At 47.5% G+C, this 20590-nt stretch carries 11 protein-coding genes; 2 read left to right on the top strand and 9 right to left on the bottom strand.

Annotated features, from left to right (window positions below):
- Nucleotides 1–14: 14 nt before the first annotated feature.
- From ACO1NU_RS05630 to ACO1NU_RS05600, 7 genes are all read right to left on the bottom strand, one after another.
- Nucleotides 15–1382 (bottom strand): hypothetical protein, encoded by a 1368-nt coding sequence (locus ACO1NU_RS05630; protein WP_448817490.1) that lies wholly within the window; start codon nt 1380–1382, stop codon nt 15–17.
- Nucleotides 1383–1412: 30 nt separating this feature from the next.
- Entirely contained in the window at nt 1413–2999 is a 1587-nt protein-coding gene (locus tag ACO1NU_RS05625; RefSeq protein WP_448817489.1) for a RagB/SusD family nutrient uptake outer membrane protein, read from the bottom strand.
- A 19-nt stretch (nt 3000–3018) separates the two neighbouring features.
- Nucleotides 3019–6168: a SusC/RagA family TonB-linked outer membrane protein gene (locus ACO1NU_RS05620; protein WP_448817488.1), complete on the bottom strand. Its 3150-nt coding sequence runs from the start codon at nt 6166–6168 to the stop codon at nt 3019–3021.
- Between the two features lie 12 nt (nt 6169–6180).
- Nucleotides 6181–9036 (bottom strand): TIM-barrel domain-containing protein, encoded by a 2856-nt coding sequence (locus ACO1NU_RS05615; RefSeq protein WP_448817487.1) that lies wholly within the window; start codon nt 9034–9036, stop codon nt 6181–6183.
- A gap of 131 nt (nt 9037–9167) precedes the next feature.
- On the bottom strand, nt 9168–13283 hold the full coding sequence (locus ACO1NU_RS05610; RefSeq protein ID WP_448817486.1) for a two-component regulator propeller domain-containing protein: 4116 nt from the start codon (nt 13281–13283) through the stop codon (nt 9168–9170).
- Nucleotides 13284–13569: 286 nt separating this feature from the next.
- Nucleotides 13570–15012, bottom strand: a complete 1443-nt coding sequence (locus ACO1NU_RS05605) for an MFS transporter (RefSeq protein ID WP_448817485.1) — start codon at nt 15010–15012, stop codon at nt 13570–13572.
- A 32-nt stretch (nt 15013–15044) separates the two neighbouring features.
- Nucleotides 15045–15704, bottom strand: a complete 660-nt coding sequence (locus tag ACO1NU_RS05600) for a bifunctional 4-hydroxy-2-oxoglutarate aldolase/2-dehydro-3-deoxy-phosphogluconate aldolase (RefSeq protein WP_448817484.1) — start codon at nt 15702–15704, stop codon at nt 15045–15047.
- 303 nt (nt 15705–16007) lie between these two features.
- On the opposite strand from ACO1NU_RS05600, the gene ACO1NU_RS05595 reads away from it, so the two are divergent.
- Both ACO1NU_RS05595 and ACO1NU_RS05590 read left to right on the top strand, forming a co-directional pair.
- The gene (locus ACO1NU_RS05595) at nt 16008–17033 is read left to right on the top strand and encodes a PfkB family carbohydrate kinase (RefSeq protein ID WP_448817483.1); all 1026 of its coding nucleotides are present in this window, start codon (nt 16008–16010) and stop codon (nt 17031–17033) included.
- Between the two features lie 71 nt (nt 17034–17104).
- Nucleotides 17105–17554, top strand: coding sequence for a YhcH/YjgK/YiaL family protein (locus ACO1NU_RS05590; protein WP_448817482.1), 450 nt, complete (start codon nt 17105–17107; stop codon nt 17552–17554).
- A 75-nt stretch (nt 17555–17629) separates the two neighbouring features.
- On the opposite strand, the gene ACO1NU_RS05585 is transcribed toward ACO1NU_RS05590, so the two are convergent.
- Both ACO1NU_RS05585 and ACO1NU_RS05580 read right to left on the bottom strand, forming a co-directional pair.
- The gene (locus tag ACO1NU_RS05585) at nt 17630–19117 is read right to left on the bottom strand and encodes a UxaA family hydrolase (protein WP_448817481.1); all 1488 of its coding nucleotides are present in this window, start codon (nt 19115–19117) and stop codon (nt 17630–17632) included.
- A gap of 17 nt (nt 19118–19134) precedes the next feature.
- Complete coding sequence (locus tag ACO1NU_RS05580) at nt 19135–20580, bottom strand: tagaturonate reductase (protein WP_448817480.1); 1446 nt, start codon at nt 20578–20580, stop codon at nt 19135–19137.
- Nucleotides 20581–20590: the final 10 nt, after the last annotated feature.

The following is a 20590-nucleotide window of genomic DNA, read 5'->3' as shown; positions in this document are numbered from 1 at the left end:
ACCAAAAACCCAATTTATTTAGAACCCAATACATAGTGGAAGGCGAACCACTCATCCTTCTCTGCCGTGTAAGAGGTTCCGAACCAGATACCTTTTGTACCTTCCTTACCGGGGAAGGCTTTCACCACCTTGAACACATTATTCGCCGGGTTCATCCAGCTGTCGGGGTTCTGAATCAAGGTATTCCCCACCAGCGTCACTTCATTCGTTTCCTCATTGATAGTAAACTGCCCCCGGCTATAAACACCATTCTGGTTACGGGTGTAGTTCTGGCCGCCTATCCGGTCAAACAAGATCCAGGATTTTCCGGCAACATCGTCCCACGACTTATTCCAGCCCCAGTCTCTTGAATCATTAGAAGACTTAGTCCAGCCCTTGCCCTTGCCAATCCAGTCTACTGCGTTACCCGCAGCATCCAGCAGCCATATACGTCCCGAGGTGCTGCTTCCTGCCAGCATACTTAACAACTCCCCTTTTTTGAAAGAAGGATTGAAGCCCTCATCCGGACCGGTTTCCACGGGCACCCAGTTATCTGAGTACTCTTTCGAAATGAAGTTATAAACCAATATGGCCGGTCCTTCACCATCAACATCCTTATCCCGCAACACGCCCAGGCGGAGGCTGCTCTCAGTTAGCTCAATGATGTTATATTTCGACCAGTTGCTGATACCAGTGATCCCGTTCTTAGACGGCTTATACGAACGAAGAATAGTAGCACCATTCAGCGTCAGGGTCTTGGCATTCAGATCCAGGGAGAACGTACCGTTCTCTTTCACTCCTCCTTCAATCAGCTTTTCATTCCGGAAGAATGGTCCGCCTTTGAGGCTAAAGGTCATAGATCCATAATTGCCCGCTGCCATTACCCCCGGATAAACATCCGCTGTGCCTGGCCACCACCATACATTGCTGAAGTTCGCCGGATCCAGGAACGTGATGGGTCCCGCGCCCTTCTTACCTTCTGTATCCAGCAGCCATACTTTCTCATTTCCCGGGCCGCCGGTTAGATCAATCCACTCCTTATCCTGCACATAACTCAGATTATCGGCAGTAACCACCACCGGAACTGAATCCAGTTTCACCTCTGTACCTCCTGAAAGGACAGAAAACTTCACCATATAAGTCCCTTTAAACGCAAACCTCACGGTATCCTTCATCCGCGTAGAACGACCCGTTCCATAATCCCACATCGGCAGGACGCCCTGTGTTTCATTCGTTAAAACCACGGTATTACCGCCCGGATCTACTGTGAGATCCTGAACGACTGTAAACTTGACGCTCGACTTATCGATCGCAGATTCCAGATTATAGTTCTCCTTCTGGCAGGCCATCATCACGATGAGCGGCAAGAAAAGAGCTGTCAATATTTTACTAAAGCGTATCATATCTATATTTTTTATTATATCCATTTCCACTTACCAGCCTGCATTCTGCTTCAATACACCGTTTGACAGCGTGATCTGCGTATACGGGATCTGCTGCAATCCCGCAGTTTCCACAATCTTTGATGCCAGGATCACTTTCTGACCGTTCTGCCCGCCGCTCAGCAAGGTGGTGTTCTCGGCAATTTCCTGCGCGGCCGCATTCACTCCCCGGCGAAGCAGATCCCAGTAGCGGATGCCTTCGAAAGCAAACTCCAGCCTGCGTTCCTTCATAATATTGTCCTGCGTAACCGGAAGCGGTGTGAATGCATCCTGGTAGGCTCTCCTTCTCACTTCATCAAAATAAGTCTGCGCATTCGGACTGCCCAGTTCTGCTGCCATCAGCAGCACATCGGAATAGCGAATGGAGACATAATCCTGGAACTGCCCGATCATGAAGTTCACCGCACCTTTGCTTACAGCGACACTATTTCCTGCTTCATCCACCAGCGGCGCATATTTCTCCACGTAAAAGCCCGAATATTCTCTTTGTTTAGCCTGACTGGTGAAACCAACATTTTCCGGTACCACGGCAATAATGGAAGCTGCCCGGCGCGTATCCGTAGCTGCATAAGCGTTATAAAGCTTCGGATTGACAGTTCCGAATCCCCAGCCGTTACCATAGGGATAAACAAACTGCTCACGCATCCCGAACATGACCATCCAGTGGTTTCCGTCTGTATTTCCGTTGTAGTCACTGGTGTAGGTGTACTTTATCGCAAAGACGGTCTCCTTATTATCCTCACCCTCATAGGCGGTCAGGGAAGATGGCCACAAATTGGCGAAATTGCTCACCAGGCTGTACCCTCCTGCAGAGATCACATTTTCAAGATAGGCAAGCACTTCCGCCTTGCTGACCACTCCTGCCAGGTCTGACTTTCCGTAATAGCCGGTGTAGTACAGAAACACGCGCCCCAACAGCGCCTCAGCAGCAAACTTGGTTACCCGGCCATGATTAGCCACCGCTTGTGCACTGTAGGCTGTAGCAGGAAGATTCTCCGAAGCAAACTTCAGATCTTCTGCAATCACCTTATATACTTCTTCCGGAGCAGCCTGCGGCAAATTGTCGGCCGAAGGTGCTGTCAGCAGCGGAATATTGCCAAAAAGCCTTACCAGGTCGAAATAGAGATAGGCGCGCAGGAACCGTGCTTCTGATTCATAGGTATTTCTCAATGTAGGGTCGGCGCCCCATTCTATCTGTTCCATCTTACTGATCAGCACATTACAGCGGTATATCGCTTTGTAATAGGCCACCCAGTTCGGACCGAAGTTATTCTGGTCTGAAGGCGAACGCAGCTTGTCAAATTCATCAATCATCTGATAGTTATAACTGTCAGATGCTCCTCCTCCACCGAAACAGTTGTCAGACATCACTTCCGATGCTACCGGGAAGCTCATACCCTCGGCCCAAACGGTCTGGAGGCCGTCATAGCAGCCCACAAGTGCCTTATAGGCGTCTGCCGGGGTCTTATAATAATTGGTTTCAGTCACTGATGTAATGGGCTCTACATCGAGGAAGTCCTTACAGCCTCCCGCCGAAACAAGCGCCATGGCAAGCAAATATATTTTCAGAGTTTTCATTTTTAATTCAGTTTAGTGGTTAGAAACGGATATTAGCGCCTAAAAGGAATGTCCGCGGACGAGGGTAATAGCCCAGGTCTATCCCTGATGAAAATCTGTCGCGCTCTCCATTATCAATTCCATAGCCGATCTCAGGGTCCATACCGCTGTACTTGGTGAACGTATAGAGGTTTTGCGCTGAAGCGTAGATCCTCACCTGACGCAAATAGCTCTTCTTGAATATCCGGCCGAAATCGTAGCCCACCGTGATATTGCTCAATCGCAGGTAATCGCCTTCGTGGATATAGAGATCTGAAAAGTTGATCCAGTTCGCTGAGTTCTCCGTTACCCGGGGCATCGTATTGGACGAACCCGGTCCATGCCATCTCCCTAAAATGGAAGTGGTATAATTGGCATACTGGTTAGCATGGTTGCGGTACGACTGCACAATTTCGTTACCGATAACTCCTGATGCCAGCAGCGAAAAGTCAAAGCCCTTGTAGTTCGCAGACAGGTTGATACCGAACGTATAATCCGGGTTCGGATTACCGATCATCCCGCGATCCAGATCATTAATGATGCCGTCATCATTCTGATCCACATAACGTACGTCTCCCGGCTGTGCGGAAGGCTGAATCAAGGTATTGTTCGAGGAACGGTGGGCATTCACCTCAGCTTCCGACTGGAAGATTCCCGCAGTGCTCAGACCCCAGAAATACCCTATAGGAAATCCAGTTTGAGCGCGGTAAAATTCAAGGGAGTTATCAAACAGCTGTCCGTTCGCACCATGAATAATTCCGTCGGATGTAGGGATCTCAGCAACCTTGTTCTTGTTGTATGCCCCGTTCACGCCGATGGTGTACCTGAAATCTCCGGCCACTCCATCGTAAGAGAGCCCCAACTCCACACCTTTGTTCTCTACGTTACCTCCATTGATGTATGGCGCATCCGCTCCCGCAGTAGCGAGAATAGGAGCAGCGATCAGCCAGTCTTTGGTGGTCTTCTTGTACCAGTCGAATGTCAGGTTGATCTTATCCTGAAATAAGCGCGAGTCGAAACCCAGATTGAGCTGCTCGGATGTTTCCCATTTCAGATTCGGATTACCCAGCCTGCTCGGATAAGCTCCGGGGGTAAGCTCGCCTTCCGTATTTCCGAAAACATAATTGGTATTATCGAAGGTAACCGGCGCAAGGTACTGGAAGGCGATAATGTTCTGATTACCTACCTGTCCCCAGCTTCCTCTCAGCTTCAGGAAGCTGAGCCAGTTGTTCGCAGGATCCAGGAACGACTCGTTGCTCACTACCCAGCCTGCAGACACAGATGGAAAATACCCCCATCTGTTTTCTTTAGAGAACTTCGATGATCCATCAGCACGGAAGGTCATGTTTAGAAGGTACTTCTCTTTGTAGTTGTAGTTCAAACGTCCGAAGTAGGAAAGCCGCTTCTCCTCAAACACAGTAGGACCCTGATTACCCGGGCGGTTTGTAGGTCCGCCGCCAATTGTGATGGTCGCACCATTGGTATTCAGCGCGTTTGACAACCAGGCATGCTGCAGATCGTTGAAGATCAGATCAGTATTTACTCCCCAGATAACGGAGCGGTCTGACTGAAAAGTTGAAGATCCTGCCAGCAACTCGATATTATGGTCGGTATTCACACGGAAATTATAACTCAGCAAATTGTCGAACAAAAGGGTCTTACCCTTGCCCATGGACTGGTCTACCCTGGTCAGATTGTTGAAAGTATAGATAGAGAGTTCATATTCTGGAGTAAAAGACCTGCTCTCCTCGTTAAAATAATCAATTCCCAGACTGGTGCGAAACTTCAGATTTTTGATCGGTTCCACTTCCAGGTACAGATCACCGATCAGACGCTGGTTATTACGGTCATTCTGATTGCTGTACACCATCGTGGCATAAGGATTCGCTTCTCCATTATACCATGTAGAGTTCTTGTTGTTAAAGAAATTCCCGGCCTCATCATACATCGGCACGAAGGGGCTGGTGTTGAAGGCTCCGCGCAGGGAGTTGTTGTACTGATTGCCCACACCCACACCATTGCTGTTGATGTAGTTGAACGTCAGGTGCTGACCAACCTTCAGAATATTATTATACAGATTATGCTCTGAATTGATCCGGAAATTGTAACGATCATAATTGGAAAGATCCTTCCCTCCCACAATACCTTCCTGGCCGGTATAAGATAAGGAAGTCGAATAGGTTGAGGATTCGCCACCACCCTGCGCACCGATAACGTGATTCTGCGTGAGGGCATCGTTTACAAACATCTCGTCCATCCAGTTGGTGCCGGAGCCCATTGCTGCAATCTGCTGAGTGGTAAACCGGGGTAACTTGCCTACGTTCACCGCTGCCTCGTTCATAATAGAGGCATATTGCTGTGAATTTAACAGCTCAGCCTTGCGGGCCACATCCTGAACTCCGGTATAGGTATCGATGGTGATAGATGCCGACTGACCTTTCTTTCCGGCCCTCGTGGTGACCAGCACCACACCATTCGCTGCCTGCGATCCGTAGATGGCAGCAGAGGCCGCATCCTTTAACACATCGATCGACTCAATATCAGATGGGTTGAGGTAATTAATATTCGGAGTCTGCACCCCATCTACAATGTAGAGCGGACCAGAGTTGCCGATCGTACCCACACCTCTGATGATCACACGCATGCTTTCTCCCGGCTGTCCCGATGTAGAAGCAATCTGAATACCAGGCGCTTGCCCTTGCAGGGCCTGCAGCGCATTGGTGGTACTCTGCTTCTGCAGATCTTCTCCCCGCACCTGGGCCGTTGCACCGGTTACCAGTTTCTTCTTCTGAACACCGTAGCCGACTACGACCACCTCTTCCAGGGCTTTTACGTCATCTTGCAGCTGCACGTTCAGCACATTGCCCGTGCCTACCCGTACTTCCTTGCGCTGGTAGCCTATCGAAGTGACTTCGAGCACGTCGCCCGTAGCCGCACTGATGCTGAAAGCTCCCTGCATATTGGTGCTTGTACCCCCCGCCTTTCCTTTTACCTTAACCGCTGCCGAAGGAACAGGCTGCCCGTCAGACACCCCGGTTACCTTCCCGGTAATGGTACGGACCTGCGTATATCCCTGTATGCTGCAAAACATCAGGGAAATGAAAGCCCATAAGAGAACCTTCCTTTCCGTTTTTGTAATTATTCGTTCCATTGAGTTTATAGGTTAGTAGTTTTTGATTTTCATGCTGATTTTCTGTCCGCTATAGCTCAGCTTCTGCTTCACGGGCGAGTTGAATGAAAGTGGCCGTTTGGAACGGGGACTCACGACTACGATCTCGAAGGTTCTGTTCGGAAGCATTCCCTTAAAGCTGCCTTCCCGTTGCCCGATGGTAAGGGTTTTGCTGCTCTCGTTATAGCTGATTGGAATATTGGAAAACGCCTTCTTCTCATAGTTGTAGTTCGTTCCCTCATCTTCGTACAAAGTAAAAGACGCATCTTTTCCGGCGTACACGTACAGACGGATTGGGTCTGCCGGCTTCTCAGAAGTGTATTGCAGCTCCGGTCCGAAAGGCAGTATCGATCCCTCTTTCACAAAAAGAGGCATTCGCTCATAAGGAGCATCCGCGGTGATCTTCTGCCCACCCTTCAGGTAAGCACCCGAGTAAAGATCATACCAGCCCGTTCCTTTTGGCAGATACAGTTCCCTGTTCTTTGCCTTGTATGCAGAAACCGGATTCACCAGCAGCGATGGGCCGAACATAAACTGATCGTCGATGTTTTTCACCGCATCATCCTGCCCAAAATCCATGACCAGTCCCCTCATGATGGTATAGTGCTGATGGTAAGCCTGTCCTGCAAGTGAATAGATATAAGGCATGAGGCGGTAACGAAGCTTGTTATAATACAACATGCTGTTATAGGCCGGATGACCCTCCGGAGCAATATTATAGATCTCGCGGTAAGGGAACTGACCATGTACGCGGAAGATGGGAGTAAATGCACCGAACTGGTACCAGCGGGTGTTCATCTCCCTCCACTCATTCAGGTCTTCACCTTTGGCATTCTCAAAACGGCGCTCTACAGAGAAACCGCCGATATCCATGGTCCAGTAAGGCAAGCCAGACAGAGAAAAGTTGATACCTGCAGAAATCTGATCACGCATATCGTGCCAGCGGGATGATATATCGCCGCTCCAGGTAACGGTAGCGAAACGCTGCAGACCTGCATAAGCAGAGCGTGTTAGAATGAACACCCGGTCTTCTGGATTCGTCTTACGTTGCCCTTCGTATATGCCCTTTGCATTCATCAAAGGAAAGGCATTAAAATACCGCGTTCCTGATCCTATGGAAGGACTGTAAATGGTCTTGCGCGTTTCTATATCCAGATTGGAGTGGATATCAGGCTCCGTCGCATCCAACCACCAGGCATCGATACCCTTTTTATATAATTTATTATTCAGGAGGTTCCAAAAACCTACCCGTGCATCTGCATCAAACGGATCGTAGAATGTAGACAAGTATCCCTTCCCTATCCAGTCTCTCCTGGCATCTTCCACATTGCGGGTATACAGCCAGCCTTTTTTAGCAAAATCATTGTACGCATCGGTGCCTTTGTAAAACTTGGGCCATACTGAGATCATCAGCCTGGTATTATACTGGTCATGAAGCTCAGAAATCATCTTCCCGGCCGAAGGGAAACGCTGCTCATCAAATTCCTGACTTCCCCACTGATCTTCCTTCCAGTATGACCAGTCTAGCACGATATTATCCAGCGGTATCTTCTTATCGCGGAAGGTCTTCACCGTACTCAGAATTTCGTCCTGCGTCTTATAACGCTCGCGACTCTGCCAGAATCCCATAGCCCACTTCGGTACGATGGAAGCGGAACCGGTAAGCAGGCGATAGCCGGCAATTACCTCATCAAGATCTTTTCCCGATACAAAATAGTAGTCGATGTGATCACCTGCCTCAGAAGCAAATGAAAAATGGTTCTTCTCCTTTTCCGGAACAGGACTCTGCCACTTCAGCGACAAGTAAGATTCTCCACCATCAGGAACCCATTCAATAACCACCGGATACTTACGCTTCCCCTGAAGTGCTACCTGGAGTTCAATAGCCCCTGCATTCCAGGGCTGACGCCACCTGTCGGCCTGCAGCTTTCCGTCTATCCAGATCTTGATATACCCCGCATACTTAAACAGAAAAGTATGCAAGCCGGAATAGGGAGATTCAATAGCACCCTCCCAACGAACCTTTCCATCGCCTAGCTTGAAGCTGTCGGGAAAATTCTTCATATCTTTCAGGAAGGAGTAGTCGATATCAGACTCTGCGCGGCTTGTAATTTCCTTGCCGGTTTTACGGTCCGCGTAGATGGCAGTGAGCCATCCCGCGTTACCGTTTTTGGAATAAAGCTTCAACCGGGATAAAGGCTGCATCGTGCGTACATCGCCCACCTTGGTGATGGAGTAATTGTCCCACAGGATGCCATAATTTTTATTCGACACGACAAAGGGGATGGCTACGTCGGTATTGTACTGCGACAAGTCCACCTGGTGCCCCCGGTAGTTCATCACACCATTTTGGTGCTGGCCCAAACCATAGAAGCCGTCGGAAGCTCCAACTTCAAAGCCCTGTTTGATTTTATAGAATGTATCTCCTGTATAAGCGTCGGCCACAAAAGACGAGGCATCGCGTTTCAGTTCCGAGGCGATGGGCTTTCCGGCAGGATCCGTAAAGCGCACCTGCCCGTTCGAAAGATCGACATGAGCTTGCAGGGAAGCCGTTTTGACGGTCAGCTGCCCGGACTCCTGAGACATATCCCAGGAAGGACTTCCCGCAGAAAACCCTTCAGATATCATCAGACTCTTATGTGGGGCAGCGGCTCCTGAAGGTGCCGATGTGACCCGTATGATCTTGTCGGATACCACCTGAAGGGTGAGCGTTTGCGCCACACCTGCTGTTTGATCGTTCAGTGTGATGGCTACTCCGTTACTCAGCTTCTTCACATTGCCCGGCTGGGCGAGAACAGGAACAGAGAATGACAGACAGAATAAGATAGCAACTAGAATATTCTTGTGCATGGTAATTGGTTATGGTTTATACTGGTTAAATGCAGACGTAAAACTAGCGGATGGCTAGGCCTGGGAGGGTATGAAAATGTTAACGTTTGGGTATAAATATGTTAACACGGCCCTCCAGAGCCCCAAAACGGCTATTTTTCACTTACTGTGGCTTCAGATGAGCTGTTCAAGGCACAGTGCGCTTTCAGGTAGGATGAGGGAAGCAGGCCGAACTCAGCCTTGAAATATTTGGCAAATGTTTTGGGATTAGTAAAGCCTGCCTCATAGGCGATCTCCGCCACCGTGAGCTGCGACTTCTCCAGCAGCTTAGCTGCCCGCTTCAAGCGAATGCTGCGGATGAATTCGATAGGTGTCTGCCGTGTAAGCTGCAATAGTTTCTTATAAAGCGCAACCCGGCTCATGAACATTTCCTTTGCGAACTCCTCGACTGAAAAATCTGAGTTGGAAATGTTCTTTTCGATGATGCGCAATGCCTGTTGGATGAAACGTTCGTCGGCCGACTGCACTTCGACATCGCTCGGCAGTACTTCTACTTGCTTTTGGTATGTTTTACGCATAGACTCCTGACGAATCAGGAGGTTCTTGATCTTGGATAGCAGAATTTCGAAGTTGAAAGGCTTGGTCATATAGTCGTTGGCGCCGGTTTCTATTCCCCGGAGCACCTGCTCCTCACCCATCAGGGCGGTCAGCAGGATAATCGGAATATGGCTCGTGCGGCTATCTGCCCTGAGCTTCGCACAGAGGTCAATGCCATTGAGCTCGGGCATGCTGACATCTGAGACAATCAGGTCGGGATGCATAGACAGGGCTTTGTTCCAGCCCGTCTTACCGTTAGAAGACTCCAGAATATTATAAAACTGCCGGAGATTGTCTTTAAGATAAAAGCGAAAATCGTCATTGTCCTCAATCAGCAGGATCGTCGGCTTTTTATGGTTCAGCTTTACCGGCTCTTCGGCATGGTTCTCGAAATGCGAAACCAGCTTGGGGCTGGTGAACGACTCTTCAAACAGCACTTCGTTGCTATTAACGGATATGGCCTCCAGCGGAAGATCGATCACAAAGCAGCTGCCCTTTCCGGGTTCACTCTCCACTCTGATCGTACCCTGATGCAGCTGAACAAACTCCCGGGTAATAGAAAGCCCGATCCCGCTACCCTGATTAACCATCGATCCCGGTACATCATGCTGGAAAAAGCGTTCAAAAATCTTTTCCTGCTTGTCGACAGGAATGCCTATGCCGCTATCTTCTATACGGATCTCCACATTCGATGTCTGATCTTCGTTCAGCTCACATTGCATGCTCATGCTGATCTGCCCGCCTTCTGAAGTAAACTTAAAGGCATTGGAGAGCAGGTTGAAGAAGATCCGCTCCAGCTTATCGTGATCGAAATTGGTCACGAAAGAACCTAGCTCCGAACGGAAGGTATACTTGATATTCTTCTTCTCTGCCAGATCGCTGAACGACTGGAAACTCTCGTAGGCAAACCGGATGATATCATCTTCCAAAGGCTGCAGCTTCAGCTCTTTGACCTCCATCTTCCGGAAATCCATCAGCTGGTTCACCAGGTTGAGCAGGCGGCGTGCATTGCGCTGTATGAGAGTCAGGTGCATCCGCGCATTCTCTTCCGGATTCTCCTTCAGTAGCCTGTCGAGGGGAGCCAGGATCAGCGCCAGCGGAGTGCGGAACTCGTGACTCACATTGGTGAAGAACTTAATCTTCATCATATCCAGCTCATGCATCTGCTGAGCCGACTTGCGTTCCTGCTCCAGCGCAAATTGTGCTTTGAGCTTCCTGATCCCCCTCTGCCGGAGGTAATACAGGAATCCGGCAACAGCCAGAATGTACAGGATATATGCGGGCGTGGTCTTCCAGAACGGAGGCAGGATCTTTATTTTAAGGCGCTCTTCTGAACTCCAAACCCCGTTATCATTTAAGGCACGGACCTTGAATGTGTACTCTCCCGGATCCAGGTTGGTGAAGGTGGCCTTACGATCGCGGCTATCGGTACTGAACCAGCGGTCATTGAAGCCCTCCAGCATGTACGCGTACTTGTTCTTAGCGGCATTAGCGAAGTTGAGGGCAGCAAACTCAACGGAAAAGAAGTTCTGGTCGTAATTCAGCTGGATATTCCGCGTCAGCGCAATTGATTCTTTCAAAATGGGATTACCCTCGATCAGCTGCCCCGGCCCTACGCTCTTGTTGAACAACTGGAAGTCGGTGAAGACCACAGTGGGCGACTGCTTGTTTGTCTTGATCGTTTGCGGATGAAAGAGGTTAAACCCATTTGCCCCTCCGAAGATCAGTTCACCCCGGCTGGTTCTTAAAGCTGCATTTTCGTTGAATTCCAAACCCTGCAAGCCATCCAGATCATCATAATTCCGGAAGCGGAACTGGAAATCATCGCCGCGTTTGCTTAATATCAATTCAGAGATCCCCTTTGTGGTACTCAGCCAGACATGTCCGCCGCGATCTTCCAGGATCGTCAATACGGTATTGTCTGGCAGGCCGTTTTGGGTTCTCAAGACCTTAAACTGAGCTTTGGCCGGATCATAAACCGTAACCCCATCTTGCGTACCGATCCAGATCAATCCCCGGCGGTCTTCTATGAGGGAAAGGATGTTATTATTGCTCAGGCCACCATCTGTTTTCGCGGAAGCGGAGTAGTGCGTAAACCGGCCGGTCTTCTTCTGCAACACATCCACACCAGAGTCTGTTCCAATCCAGATATTACCGGCTTTGTCTTCCAGCAGAGCATTGATATAGTTCGATTTTACTGAGTTTCGGTCGCCCAGGCGGAAGTGCCTGAAGCTCTTCGTTTTTCTGTCGAACAGATCGAGGCCTCCGTGAAGCGTTCCTACCCATAATCTGCCTGCGGAGTCTTCCATGATCTCCCACACACGGTCATCTGAAAGGCTGGACTCGTCCGCCTCGCTATGACAATAATTACTAAATTTCTTGCCGTCGAAGCAGTCGAGCCCTCCGAAGTAGGTGCCGACCCAGAGCTTCTCCTCCCGGTCGATCCAGAGGCTCACCACTACATCGTTACTGAGACTGTTCTTGTCGGCGGGATTATGCCTGTACGTTTTAAAAGTATTTCTTTGCCGGTCAAAGTAAATAAGCCCTCCTCCATTTGTACCGATCCACAGGTTGCCCTGCTTGTCTTCAACAAAGCGGTTTACATCATCGTACGGGAGACTGTTGGGTTCAAAGGGCCTGTGCCTGTAGTGCGGGAACTTAATAATGCTCTCGTGGTAATAGCTGAGGCCCTTTTTAAAGGTGCCTACCCACATGATGCCCGCATTGTCTTTATAGATCATCGGCGTACTATTCTGCGCGATGCTCTTTTCATCTGCTTCCCGGCTGATGAGGAAACTCAGAGTATTCTGTTTTTTGTTGAGAAGATTGATGCCTCCGTGGTCTGTACCCAGCCAGATAGTGCCATTATCGTCCTGACTGATGCTGTAGATATTGTTGGTGTTCAGGCGTGGATTGCCTGAGGTTGAATAGTGCTTAACCGACTTGTTTGCCGTTTCAATGAGATAGGCGCCCTTGGGTTTATCTCCCGAATAGAGCCAGACATCTTCATCCTGATCAACAAAAAGCTTATAGATGGCCTCGTCAGCAATCTTCCTGCTAAATAATCGCTCATGATTGCCCGCCCGGTACTGCTCTACCTGCCCGGATGCATTGGCAACCCAGATAGACCCGTTATCGGCAATGGCCAGTCCCGTGAAAGGTGATCTTCCTGCTGAGGCGACAATCTTTGCCCGGCCACCCTGTTCTGCCAGCTGATACAGTCCCGCTGAGGTGATGATATAGAACAAGCCATGGTCGTTGCCGCGAACATCCGTCAGGGATCCGTGGATACCTTTGGACTTCAGGTATCGTTCGGGATTCCTGTCGAAGCTTTCTTTGGCCGGATCATAGATCACATATCCGGCACGGGTATTTATCCAGAGCTTATTTTCAGGGCCCGATTGGATGTTGAGGATGTTATCATCGTTCAGCGTGGTGGAATCTTTTGCTGAATGCTTAAAAACCTTGAATTTGTAACCATCATAGCGGTTGAGTCCCGACAAAGTGCCGAACCACATGAAGCCCTGACGATCTTTTAAGATGCTGTTGATCTGGTTGTGCGACAATCCCGAAGAGATGTGCAGTTGCGAGAACTGGTACTTGTTGGGCTGCGCATAGGCATGCGCTGTTGCCAGCAATATAACAATAAGCGTATAGGCTCTCGTAAACATGGAAAATGGTTAGTTAAAAGAGATCTTCTTTCATTCGAAGATAGTTATTTATTATGCCATTCGCAGGCTGTCTGGCATAAAAATTCATATCGCTAGACGGCGTATAGCGGACATTGGTATAGCAAAAGATTAAAAGCCAGAAGGTGGAGTGAAAAAGGTATACAGCATACGGTGACGCTGGGGGCAGCCAGATCAGAGGCATGTGGCCCCTTATCAACAAGCAGCCCCTCGGCTTGTGACCGGGGGGCTGCTTATTTGGTTATTGACGACTTGTGATTTACTGTTATTACAGATCGGTGATCGGCTTATAAACAGGAACCAGAGACTTCATCACGGCCCATCCGATCAGATAGGATACGGCACAGATCGAAAAGATAATGAAATATCCGGCTTCCTCTCCTTTAAAGCCCATGAAAACCATCTGGGTTTGACCCGCATGATCAAAAAGAACACCAGAGCCTTTATTGATGATGAATGATCCGATACCACCCGCCATACCACCAATACCAGTGATGGTTGCGATCGCCTTTTTAGGGAACATATCACCAACTGTGGAGAAAATATTGGCAGACCATGCCTGGTGAGCCGCACCCGCGATACCAATGATGATAACAGGCACCCAGTAAGTAACCTGGCCTAAAGGCTGTGCAAGCAATGCAAGCAGAGGGAAAAACGCGAAGATCAACATCGCTCTCATTCGTCCGTCATATGGATTCATTCCCTTCTTGTCAACAAAGTAAGATGGAAGCCATCCTCCGATAATCGAAAGCAGGGTGATCATGTACAGCACGAAAAGAGGAAGTGCACTTTCGGTTGTATCCATTCCGTACACAGAGCTCAGATAAGCCGGCGTCCAGAACAGGAAGAACCACCATACTCCGTCAGTCATGAATTTACCGAAGGCAAATGCCCATGTCTGCTTGTATTTGAAGCAATCCTTGAAAGAGATCTTCCTGGCGGCTTCTTCGGCAGGGTCAGCAAGCGTAACTGTGCTTACTTCAATGTCCTGCTGAATGTACGCAAGCTCTTCCGCATTAACTCTTGGATTGAGTTCCGGTTTCTTATACAGGAATATCCATCCTCCCATCCATACGAAGCCCAGAGCTCCGATGATGATAAACGACATCTCCCATCCCCATGCTTTAGCGATAAAAGGGATCGTGATCGGAGCAGCTAGTGCACCAACAGTAGCACCGGCATTGAAGATGCTGGTCGAAAGCGCTCTGTCTTTCTTTGGAAAGTACTCCGCAGTAGCTTTGATAGCTGCGGGGAAGTTCCCGGCCTCTCCAACTGCCAAAACGAAACGGGCAAAGATGAATAAAGTAACACTGGTGCTGACAACCATTGCTGTGTCATCAACCATGGAGATCGCTTCCTTTGCACCTTCAAAACCAACGAACCAGTTTCCTGTGAGGATACCTGAGGTTGCAATTCCACAATAAGCGTGCAGACAAGCTCCGAGAGACCATATTCCGATAGCCCAAAGGAAACCTTTCTTCGTGTCCATCCAATCGACAAAGCGACCGGCGAACAACATACTTACTGCATAAAAGATGGAGAATAGTGCGGTTATGTTTCCGTAATCGTTATTCGTCCAATGGAACTCCGGAACGATGAAGTCTTTCCACGTTAGAGAAAGGACCTGTCTGTCCAGATAGTTAATTGTGGTAGCAAAAAACAGCATAGAACAAATCGTCCATCTGTAATTACTTACTTTCTGAGTACCCATTTAGTTTAATTTAGTGTTTATTGGTTGTCTGCTTATCGAACAGACTTGATTGTTTCCATTACTTCTTTGGTTAGCGTAACCAGCTCATCATATTTTTTATTTTCCATGATGTCTTTGGTAACGAGCTTGCTTCCCATACCTACTGCACAAACACCAGCTTTGAACCAGCCCTGGATATTGTCGCGGCCCAGGTCTACACCACCTGTAGGCATGAACAACAAGTTAGGGAACAATTCTTTAATTCCTGACAGGAATGAAGGACCTAAGATATTTCCAGGGAAAAGTTTAACAAACTTAGCACCCATTTTCTCAGCCTTGATGATCTCTGTAGGAGTCATACAACCAGGTACCCAAAGCATACCGTTTTTGTCAGATACCTCTGCTACGTCGTCAACCAATCCCGGGCTGATGATGTAATCTGCACCTGCATCGATGAAAGCCTGCGCTGAAGCCGCATCTTTAATGGTACCAACACCCAGGTACATGCCTGGCATTTCAGCGTCGATTACTTCGCGCATCTTCTTGAAGTTCTCTAATGCTGCCTCACCACGGTTTGTATATTCTACTGCCCTGATACCAGCGCTATATAATGCTTTTAGTAAATCGATACTTACCTGTGCGTCTTTGTTGAAATAAAGTGGTAAAATTCCTTGCTCTGGAATTACTTTTAAAACTTCTTCTTTCTTGCTCATTTTTTTAAATTTTCTAGGAAATATATTTAGCATAAATGTATAAATTTTATGCTACGTTTATTTTAAAGATGACAAGGATCATATATTATAATCGGCCTAAATTTTGCACTTTCTTCAACAAAATGGACGTTCTGTTGAATAGTTCGTAAAAAATACAATTCTTTAATCTTTTCAGTAGGGTCGGAAACGATTGCGTAATATTTTCATAAAAGAAGCTCGAAAGGTGGGTACGGTCTGACTTTATTAAAGTATTTTTGGTCATTCTATTATCAAACCTTTATAATATTAATTTACAGTATTAAGATGTCAAAAAAAGTTGTAACCCTAGGAGAGATCATGATGCGTCTTTCCACTCCAGGATTTGAACGTTTTGTTCAAAGTGATTCTTTCGATGTTACTTATGGCGGTGGTGAGGCAAACGTAGCTGTGGCTGTGTCAAACTATGGTCTTAATGGTGTTTTCGTGAGCAAGGTACCTGATAACGCATTAGGACAGGCTGCTATCAATCATATCCGTCGTTACGGTGTTGATACTAAATATATCGCTCGTGGTGGTAAAAGATTAGGTATCTATTTCCTTGAAACTGGTGCATCTGCACGTGCGTCTCAGGTTATCTACGATCGCGCTGACGCTTCAATCGCAGAGCTTGATGCTTCTGAATTGGATTTCGATGCTATTTTCGAAGGTGCTGACTGGTTCCACACTACTGGTATAACTCCTGCGTTGAGCGACAAGGCTGCTGCTTTGACTCTTGCTGCCTTAAAAGCTGCTAAAGAAAGAGGAGTTACTACGAGTATCGACCTGAACTACCGTAAAAAACTTTGGAGCAAAGAAAAAGCGAAAGAAGTAATGACTGAGCTTTGCCAGTATGTAGATGTTTGCATCGGAAACGAAGAAGATGCTGAGACTACTTTAGGCTTCAAGAGCGCTGGAACAGATATCACAAAAGGTGAATTGAACCTGGACGGATACAAAGATGTATTTCAGCAGATGAAAGAGAAATTCGGTTTCAAATATATCGCATCTACCCTTCGCGAAAGCCACAGTGCTTCTGATAACGGATGGTCTGCATTGGTATATGACGGAAACGAATTCTACCACACTAAACAATACGAAGTTCGTATCGTTGACCGCGTAGGTAGCGGTGACTCTTTCGCAAGTGGTTTCATCTACGGATTAGTAACTGGCTTACCAATGGGTGAAGCTGCTGAGTTTGGTGTTGCGGCTTCTGCCTTGAAACACACCATCCCTGGTGACCTTAACCACGCTACTTTGTCGGAAGTTAGCACCTTGATGAAGGGTGATGCTTCAGGCCGCGTACAGAGATAAGATTAATCAACAATAGAAAAATCCGCCTTAATTTAGTTAACGGCGGATTTTTCGTTTAAACACCAATTTATATGATCATAGATTCATTAGAGAACGCAGCGAAATACTACAGCGTTCACCCTCGTTTTGAAAAGGCTTTTGAATTCCTGAAATCTCAGGATCTTGATGCCCTGGAAGTAAGCAAGTTCCAGATTGACGGAGCAGACCTGCATGCTGCAGTGTCAGCTAAGGAAGGTGTAGCTGTTGAGGCTGCTAAGTTTGAAGCGCACAACAACTTCATCGATATCCAGGTATGTATCTCAGAAAGAGAGAAAATGGGCTGGAGCACACGCAGCCAGTGTACTGATCCGAAAGATCCATACAATGCAGAAAAAGATGTGATCTTTTTCAATGATGAGCCGGGTATGTATTTCGAGTTGAAAGCAGGTCAGTTTGCTATCTTCTTCCCTGAGGATGTTCATGCGCCAATGATCGGCGAGGGCGTCATCAAGAAACTGGTTATCAAAGTAAGAAAAGACTAATCAGGTCTCAAACGTATATAAACAAAGAAGCCCGGCTCAATGAGTCGGGCTTCTTTGTTTATATATACCTGTTGCTTATAGCGTTACGCCGGTTTTGAAAATAGCGATTTCGCGGAAGCCAGACTTCTCATGATGTGCTTTTTCGCCACTCGCAACACGAACGATCTTATCTACGAACTCTTCAAGCGCTTCATCAAAAGTTTTATCTTCTGCAAGCGGTCCGGCATTGTAGTCAATCCAGTGTGGTTTTCTGGATGCCAGATCGGAGTTAGTAGCGATCTTCAGTGTAGGGATGAAGCTACCGAATGGTGTACCGCGACCTGTTGTGAACAGTACGATATGACATCCGGAAGCACCTAATGCTGTAGTAGCAACCAGGTCATTACCAGGAGCACTCAGCAGGTTCAGTCCTTTTTCTTTTAGACGCTCACCATATTTCAATACGTCTACTACGTTTGCAATACCACCTTTTTGGGTACAGCCGAGTGACTTGTCTTCCAGTGTGGATATACCTCCAGCCTTGTTACCTGGTGAAGGGTTCTCGTAAATAGGCTGTTTCTGATCGATGAAGTATTGTTTGAAATCGTTGATCAGGTGAACAGTTTTCTCGAAAACACTCTGGTTCACACAACGGTCCATCAGGATGGTTTCTGCACCGAACATCTCAGGAACTTCGGTCAGGATGGTTGTTCCGCCTTGGCTGATCAGGAAGTCGGAGAAGTATCCTACCAGTGGATTGGCAGTGATACCTGAAAGACCGTCTGATCCTCCGCACTTCAATCCAACTTTAAGTTCTGAAATAGGGATCGGCTCTCTTCTGTCCTGACGTACTTGCTCGTAGATCTCTTTAAGCAGTTCAATCGCAGCTTCTACCTCATCACCCACTTTCTGGCTGGAAAGGAATTTAATGCGGCTCTTGTCATAATCTCCAAGACCTGTTTCAAATTCGTCAATGCGGTTGTTCTCGCAGCCTAAGCCGAGTACAAGTACCCCGCCCGCATTTGGGTGCAAAGCGATGTCAGACAGGATGGCACGAGTATTCTCGTGGTCGTCGCCTAACTGGGAACAGCCGTAGCTATGTTTAAACACTTCGATACCTTCAATATCTGTCGGGTTCACTTCCGCTTTGAATTCGCGGATGATCTGCTCGGCGATACCGTTCACACAACCAACGGTTGGAACGATCCAGATTTCGTTACGGATCCCAACATCACCATTCTTGCGTCTGTAACCATCAAAAGTCATGTTACGCTGCGGGTGAGCTAATTCGTGCAGTGTAGGGTTATAGGAATAATCAAATACCTCACCCAGCTTTGTTCTTACATTCTGAACGTGAACGTGCTCTCCTGTCTGAATAGCAGCTGTAGCTTTTCCGATCGGGTAGCCGTATTTCAAGACGTCTCCTCCTTCAGGAATGTCAACGATCGCTATCTTATGCCCTCTTTCGATGTCATTGAGCAGCGTGATAGTTGTGCCTTCTACCTCTATTGTCTCTCCTTTGCTGAAATTCCTTAAAGCGATAACAACATTATCGCGGGAATGTATCTTAATTAGTTCTTTCATAATGTGCCCTTACCTTATTATACCGTTTCTATTGCCTTTTCCATACCGTTCTTAGTGATATTCACCAGATGCGCGGTAACTGATTTAGTCAGGCCTTCTACTGAGTTCAAATCTAATTTCCAGTTCTTCTCGTATCCCAATACTTCTCTTACAACATCTTCGATTGACTCATCAGTTCCGTCGTATTTAGCCCAAGCATTTTTAAGCAATACGATAACAGCAGCGTCATCGTTAAGAGAAATTTCTTCCTCTCCCCTCTTACCTCTGTAGAACGCGATGGTTGCAGCCAGAGAGAAAGCCAGTTTCTGTGGAACTTCGCCTTTTCTCTTGATATATTCCAGTACAGATGGAAGTACGCGTGTTTCGAATTTAGGGAAGGAGTTCAGGGAAATACTCATCAGCAAATGCTTGATGTAAGGATTTCTGAACCTGTCGATTACCTCGCCGGCAAATTTCTCAAGCTCTTCTTTTGAAAGATCAAGCGTAGGGATAATTTCGTCGAAAATCGCTTCTTTGATGAACTTACCTACAACCGGATGTTCTACTGCTTCTCTTACGGTATCAATTCCGTACAGATAAGCAACAGGAACAAGGGTAGTATGAGCACCGTTTAAGATTCTCACTTTACGTGTGCGATATGGAGTGATGTCTTTTACATAAAGGACATCCAGACCGATTGATGGGAAAGGAAGTTCTTTCTGAAGAGACTCAGGTGCTTCAATTACCCATAGGTGGAAGTGTTCTCCTTCTACTACCTGTTTGTCTTCATAGCCCAGCTCTTCTGTGATCTCAGCGATACGCTCTCTTGGATATCCAGGAACGATGCGGTCAACCAGCGTATTGCTGAAAGTACATGCAGATTCTAACCAGTTGATAAAGTCTGTACCGAAGTTCCATTTCTGTGCCAGTTGAACAAGAATGCGTTTCAGGTTATCAGCGTTCTTTTCAATAAGCTCGCATGGAATAACATGCACGCCTTTTTCCTGATCGCCGCCAAAAGTCTCAAATCTGTGTTTCAACCATACAGCCAGCTTTGCCGGGTATGAGTTCGGAGGAGTAGAAGTAGCTTCGTCCTGCTCATCATACGCAATACCTGCTTCTGTAGTGTTTGAAATAATATAACGCATTTCAGGAAGTTCAGCTGTTTTCAGATATTCCTGGAAATCGGTATATGGGTTGATACCACGGCTGATTACATCGATAGTTTCATGAATGCTTTCAGGCTTTCCGTTCTTTAGACCTCTCAGGTATAAAGTATACAGACCATCCTGCTCGTTCAACATATCCACCATTCCTTTGTCGATAGGCTGAACAGCGATCACAGATCCGTTGAAATCTGCCTTCTTGTTTAACTCGTGAAACATCCAGTCTACGAAACAACGCAGGAAGTTACCTTCTCCAAACTGAAGTACTTTTTCGGGGCGGTTAACATACCCGCTGTAGACTTTTTTATTTAATTGCATATTCTGTTCT

Source organism: Arcticibacter sp. (assembly GCF_053551015.1).
This window is presented reverse-complemented; position numbering and strand designations above follow the sequence as displayed.

Excerpts from the sequence above, each read along its gene's own strand:
- ACO1NU_RS05590 (WP_448817482.1), top strand. The coding sequence starts at position 17,105 with ATGATCATAGATTCATTAGAGAACGCAGCGAAATACTACAGCGTTCAC.
- ACO1NU_RS05605 (WP_448817485.1), bottom strand. The coding sequence starts at position 15,012 with ATGGGTACTCAGAAAGTAAGTAATTACAGATGGACGATTTGTTCTATG.
- ACO1NU_RS05580 (WP_448817480.1), bottom strand. The coding sequence starts at position 20,580 with ATGCAATTAAATAAAAAAGTCTACAGCGGGTATGTTAACCGCCCCGAA.
- ACO1NU_RS05585 (WP_448817481.1), bottom strand. The coding sequence starts at position 19,117 with ATGAAAGAACTAATTAAGATACATTCCCGCGATAATGTTGTTATCGCT.
- ACO1NU_RS05620 (WP_448817488.1), bottom strand. The coding sequence starts at position 6,168 with ATGGAACGAATAATTACAAAAACGGAAAGGAAGGTTCTCTTATGGGCT.
- ACO1NU_RS05630 (WP_448817490.1), bottom strand. The coding sequence starts at position 1,382 with ATGATACGCTTTAGTAAAATATTGACAGCTCTTTTCTTGCCGCTCATC.
- ACO1NU_RS05595 (WP_448817483.1), top strand. The coding sequence starts at position 16,008 with ATGTCAAAAAAAGTTGTAACCCTAGGAGAGATCATGATGCGTCTTTCC.
- ACO1NU_RS05610 (WP_448817486.1), bottom strand. The coding sequence starts at position 13,283 with ATGTTTACGAGAGCCTATACGCTTATTGTTATATTGCTGGCAACAGCG.
- ACO1NU_RS05615 (WP_448817487.1), bottom strand. The coding sequence starts at position 9,036 with ATGCACAAGAATATTCTAGTTGCTATCTTATTCTGTCTGTCATTCTCT.
- ACO1NU_RS05600 (WP_448817484.1), bottom strand. The coding sequence starts at position 15,704 with ATGAGCAAGAAAGAAGAAGTTTTAAAAGTAATTCCAGAGCAAGGAATT.
- ACO1NU_RS05625 (WP_448817489.1), bottom strand. The coding sequence starts at position 2,999 with ATGAAAACTCTGAAAATATATTTGCTTGCCATGGCGCTTGTTTCGGCG.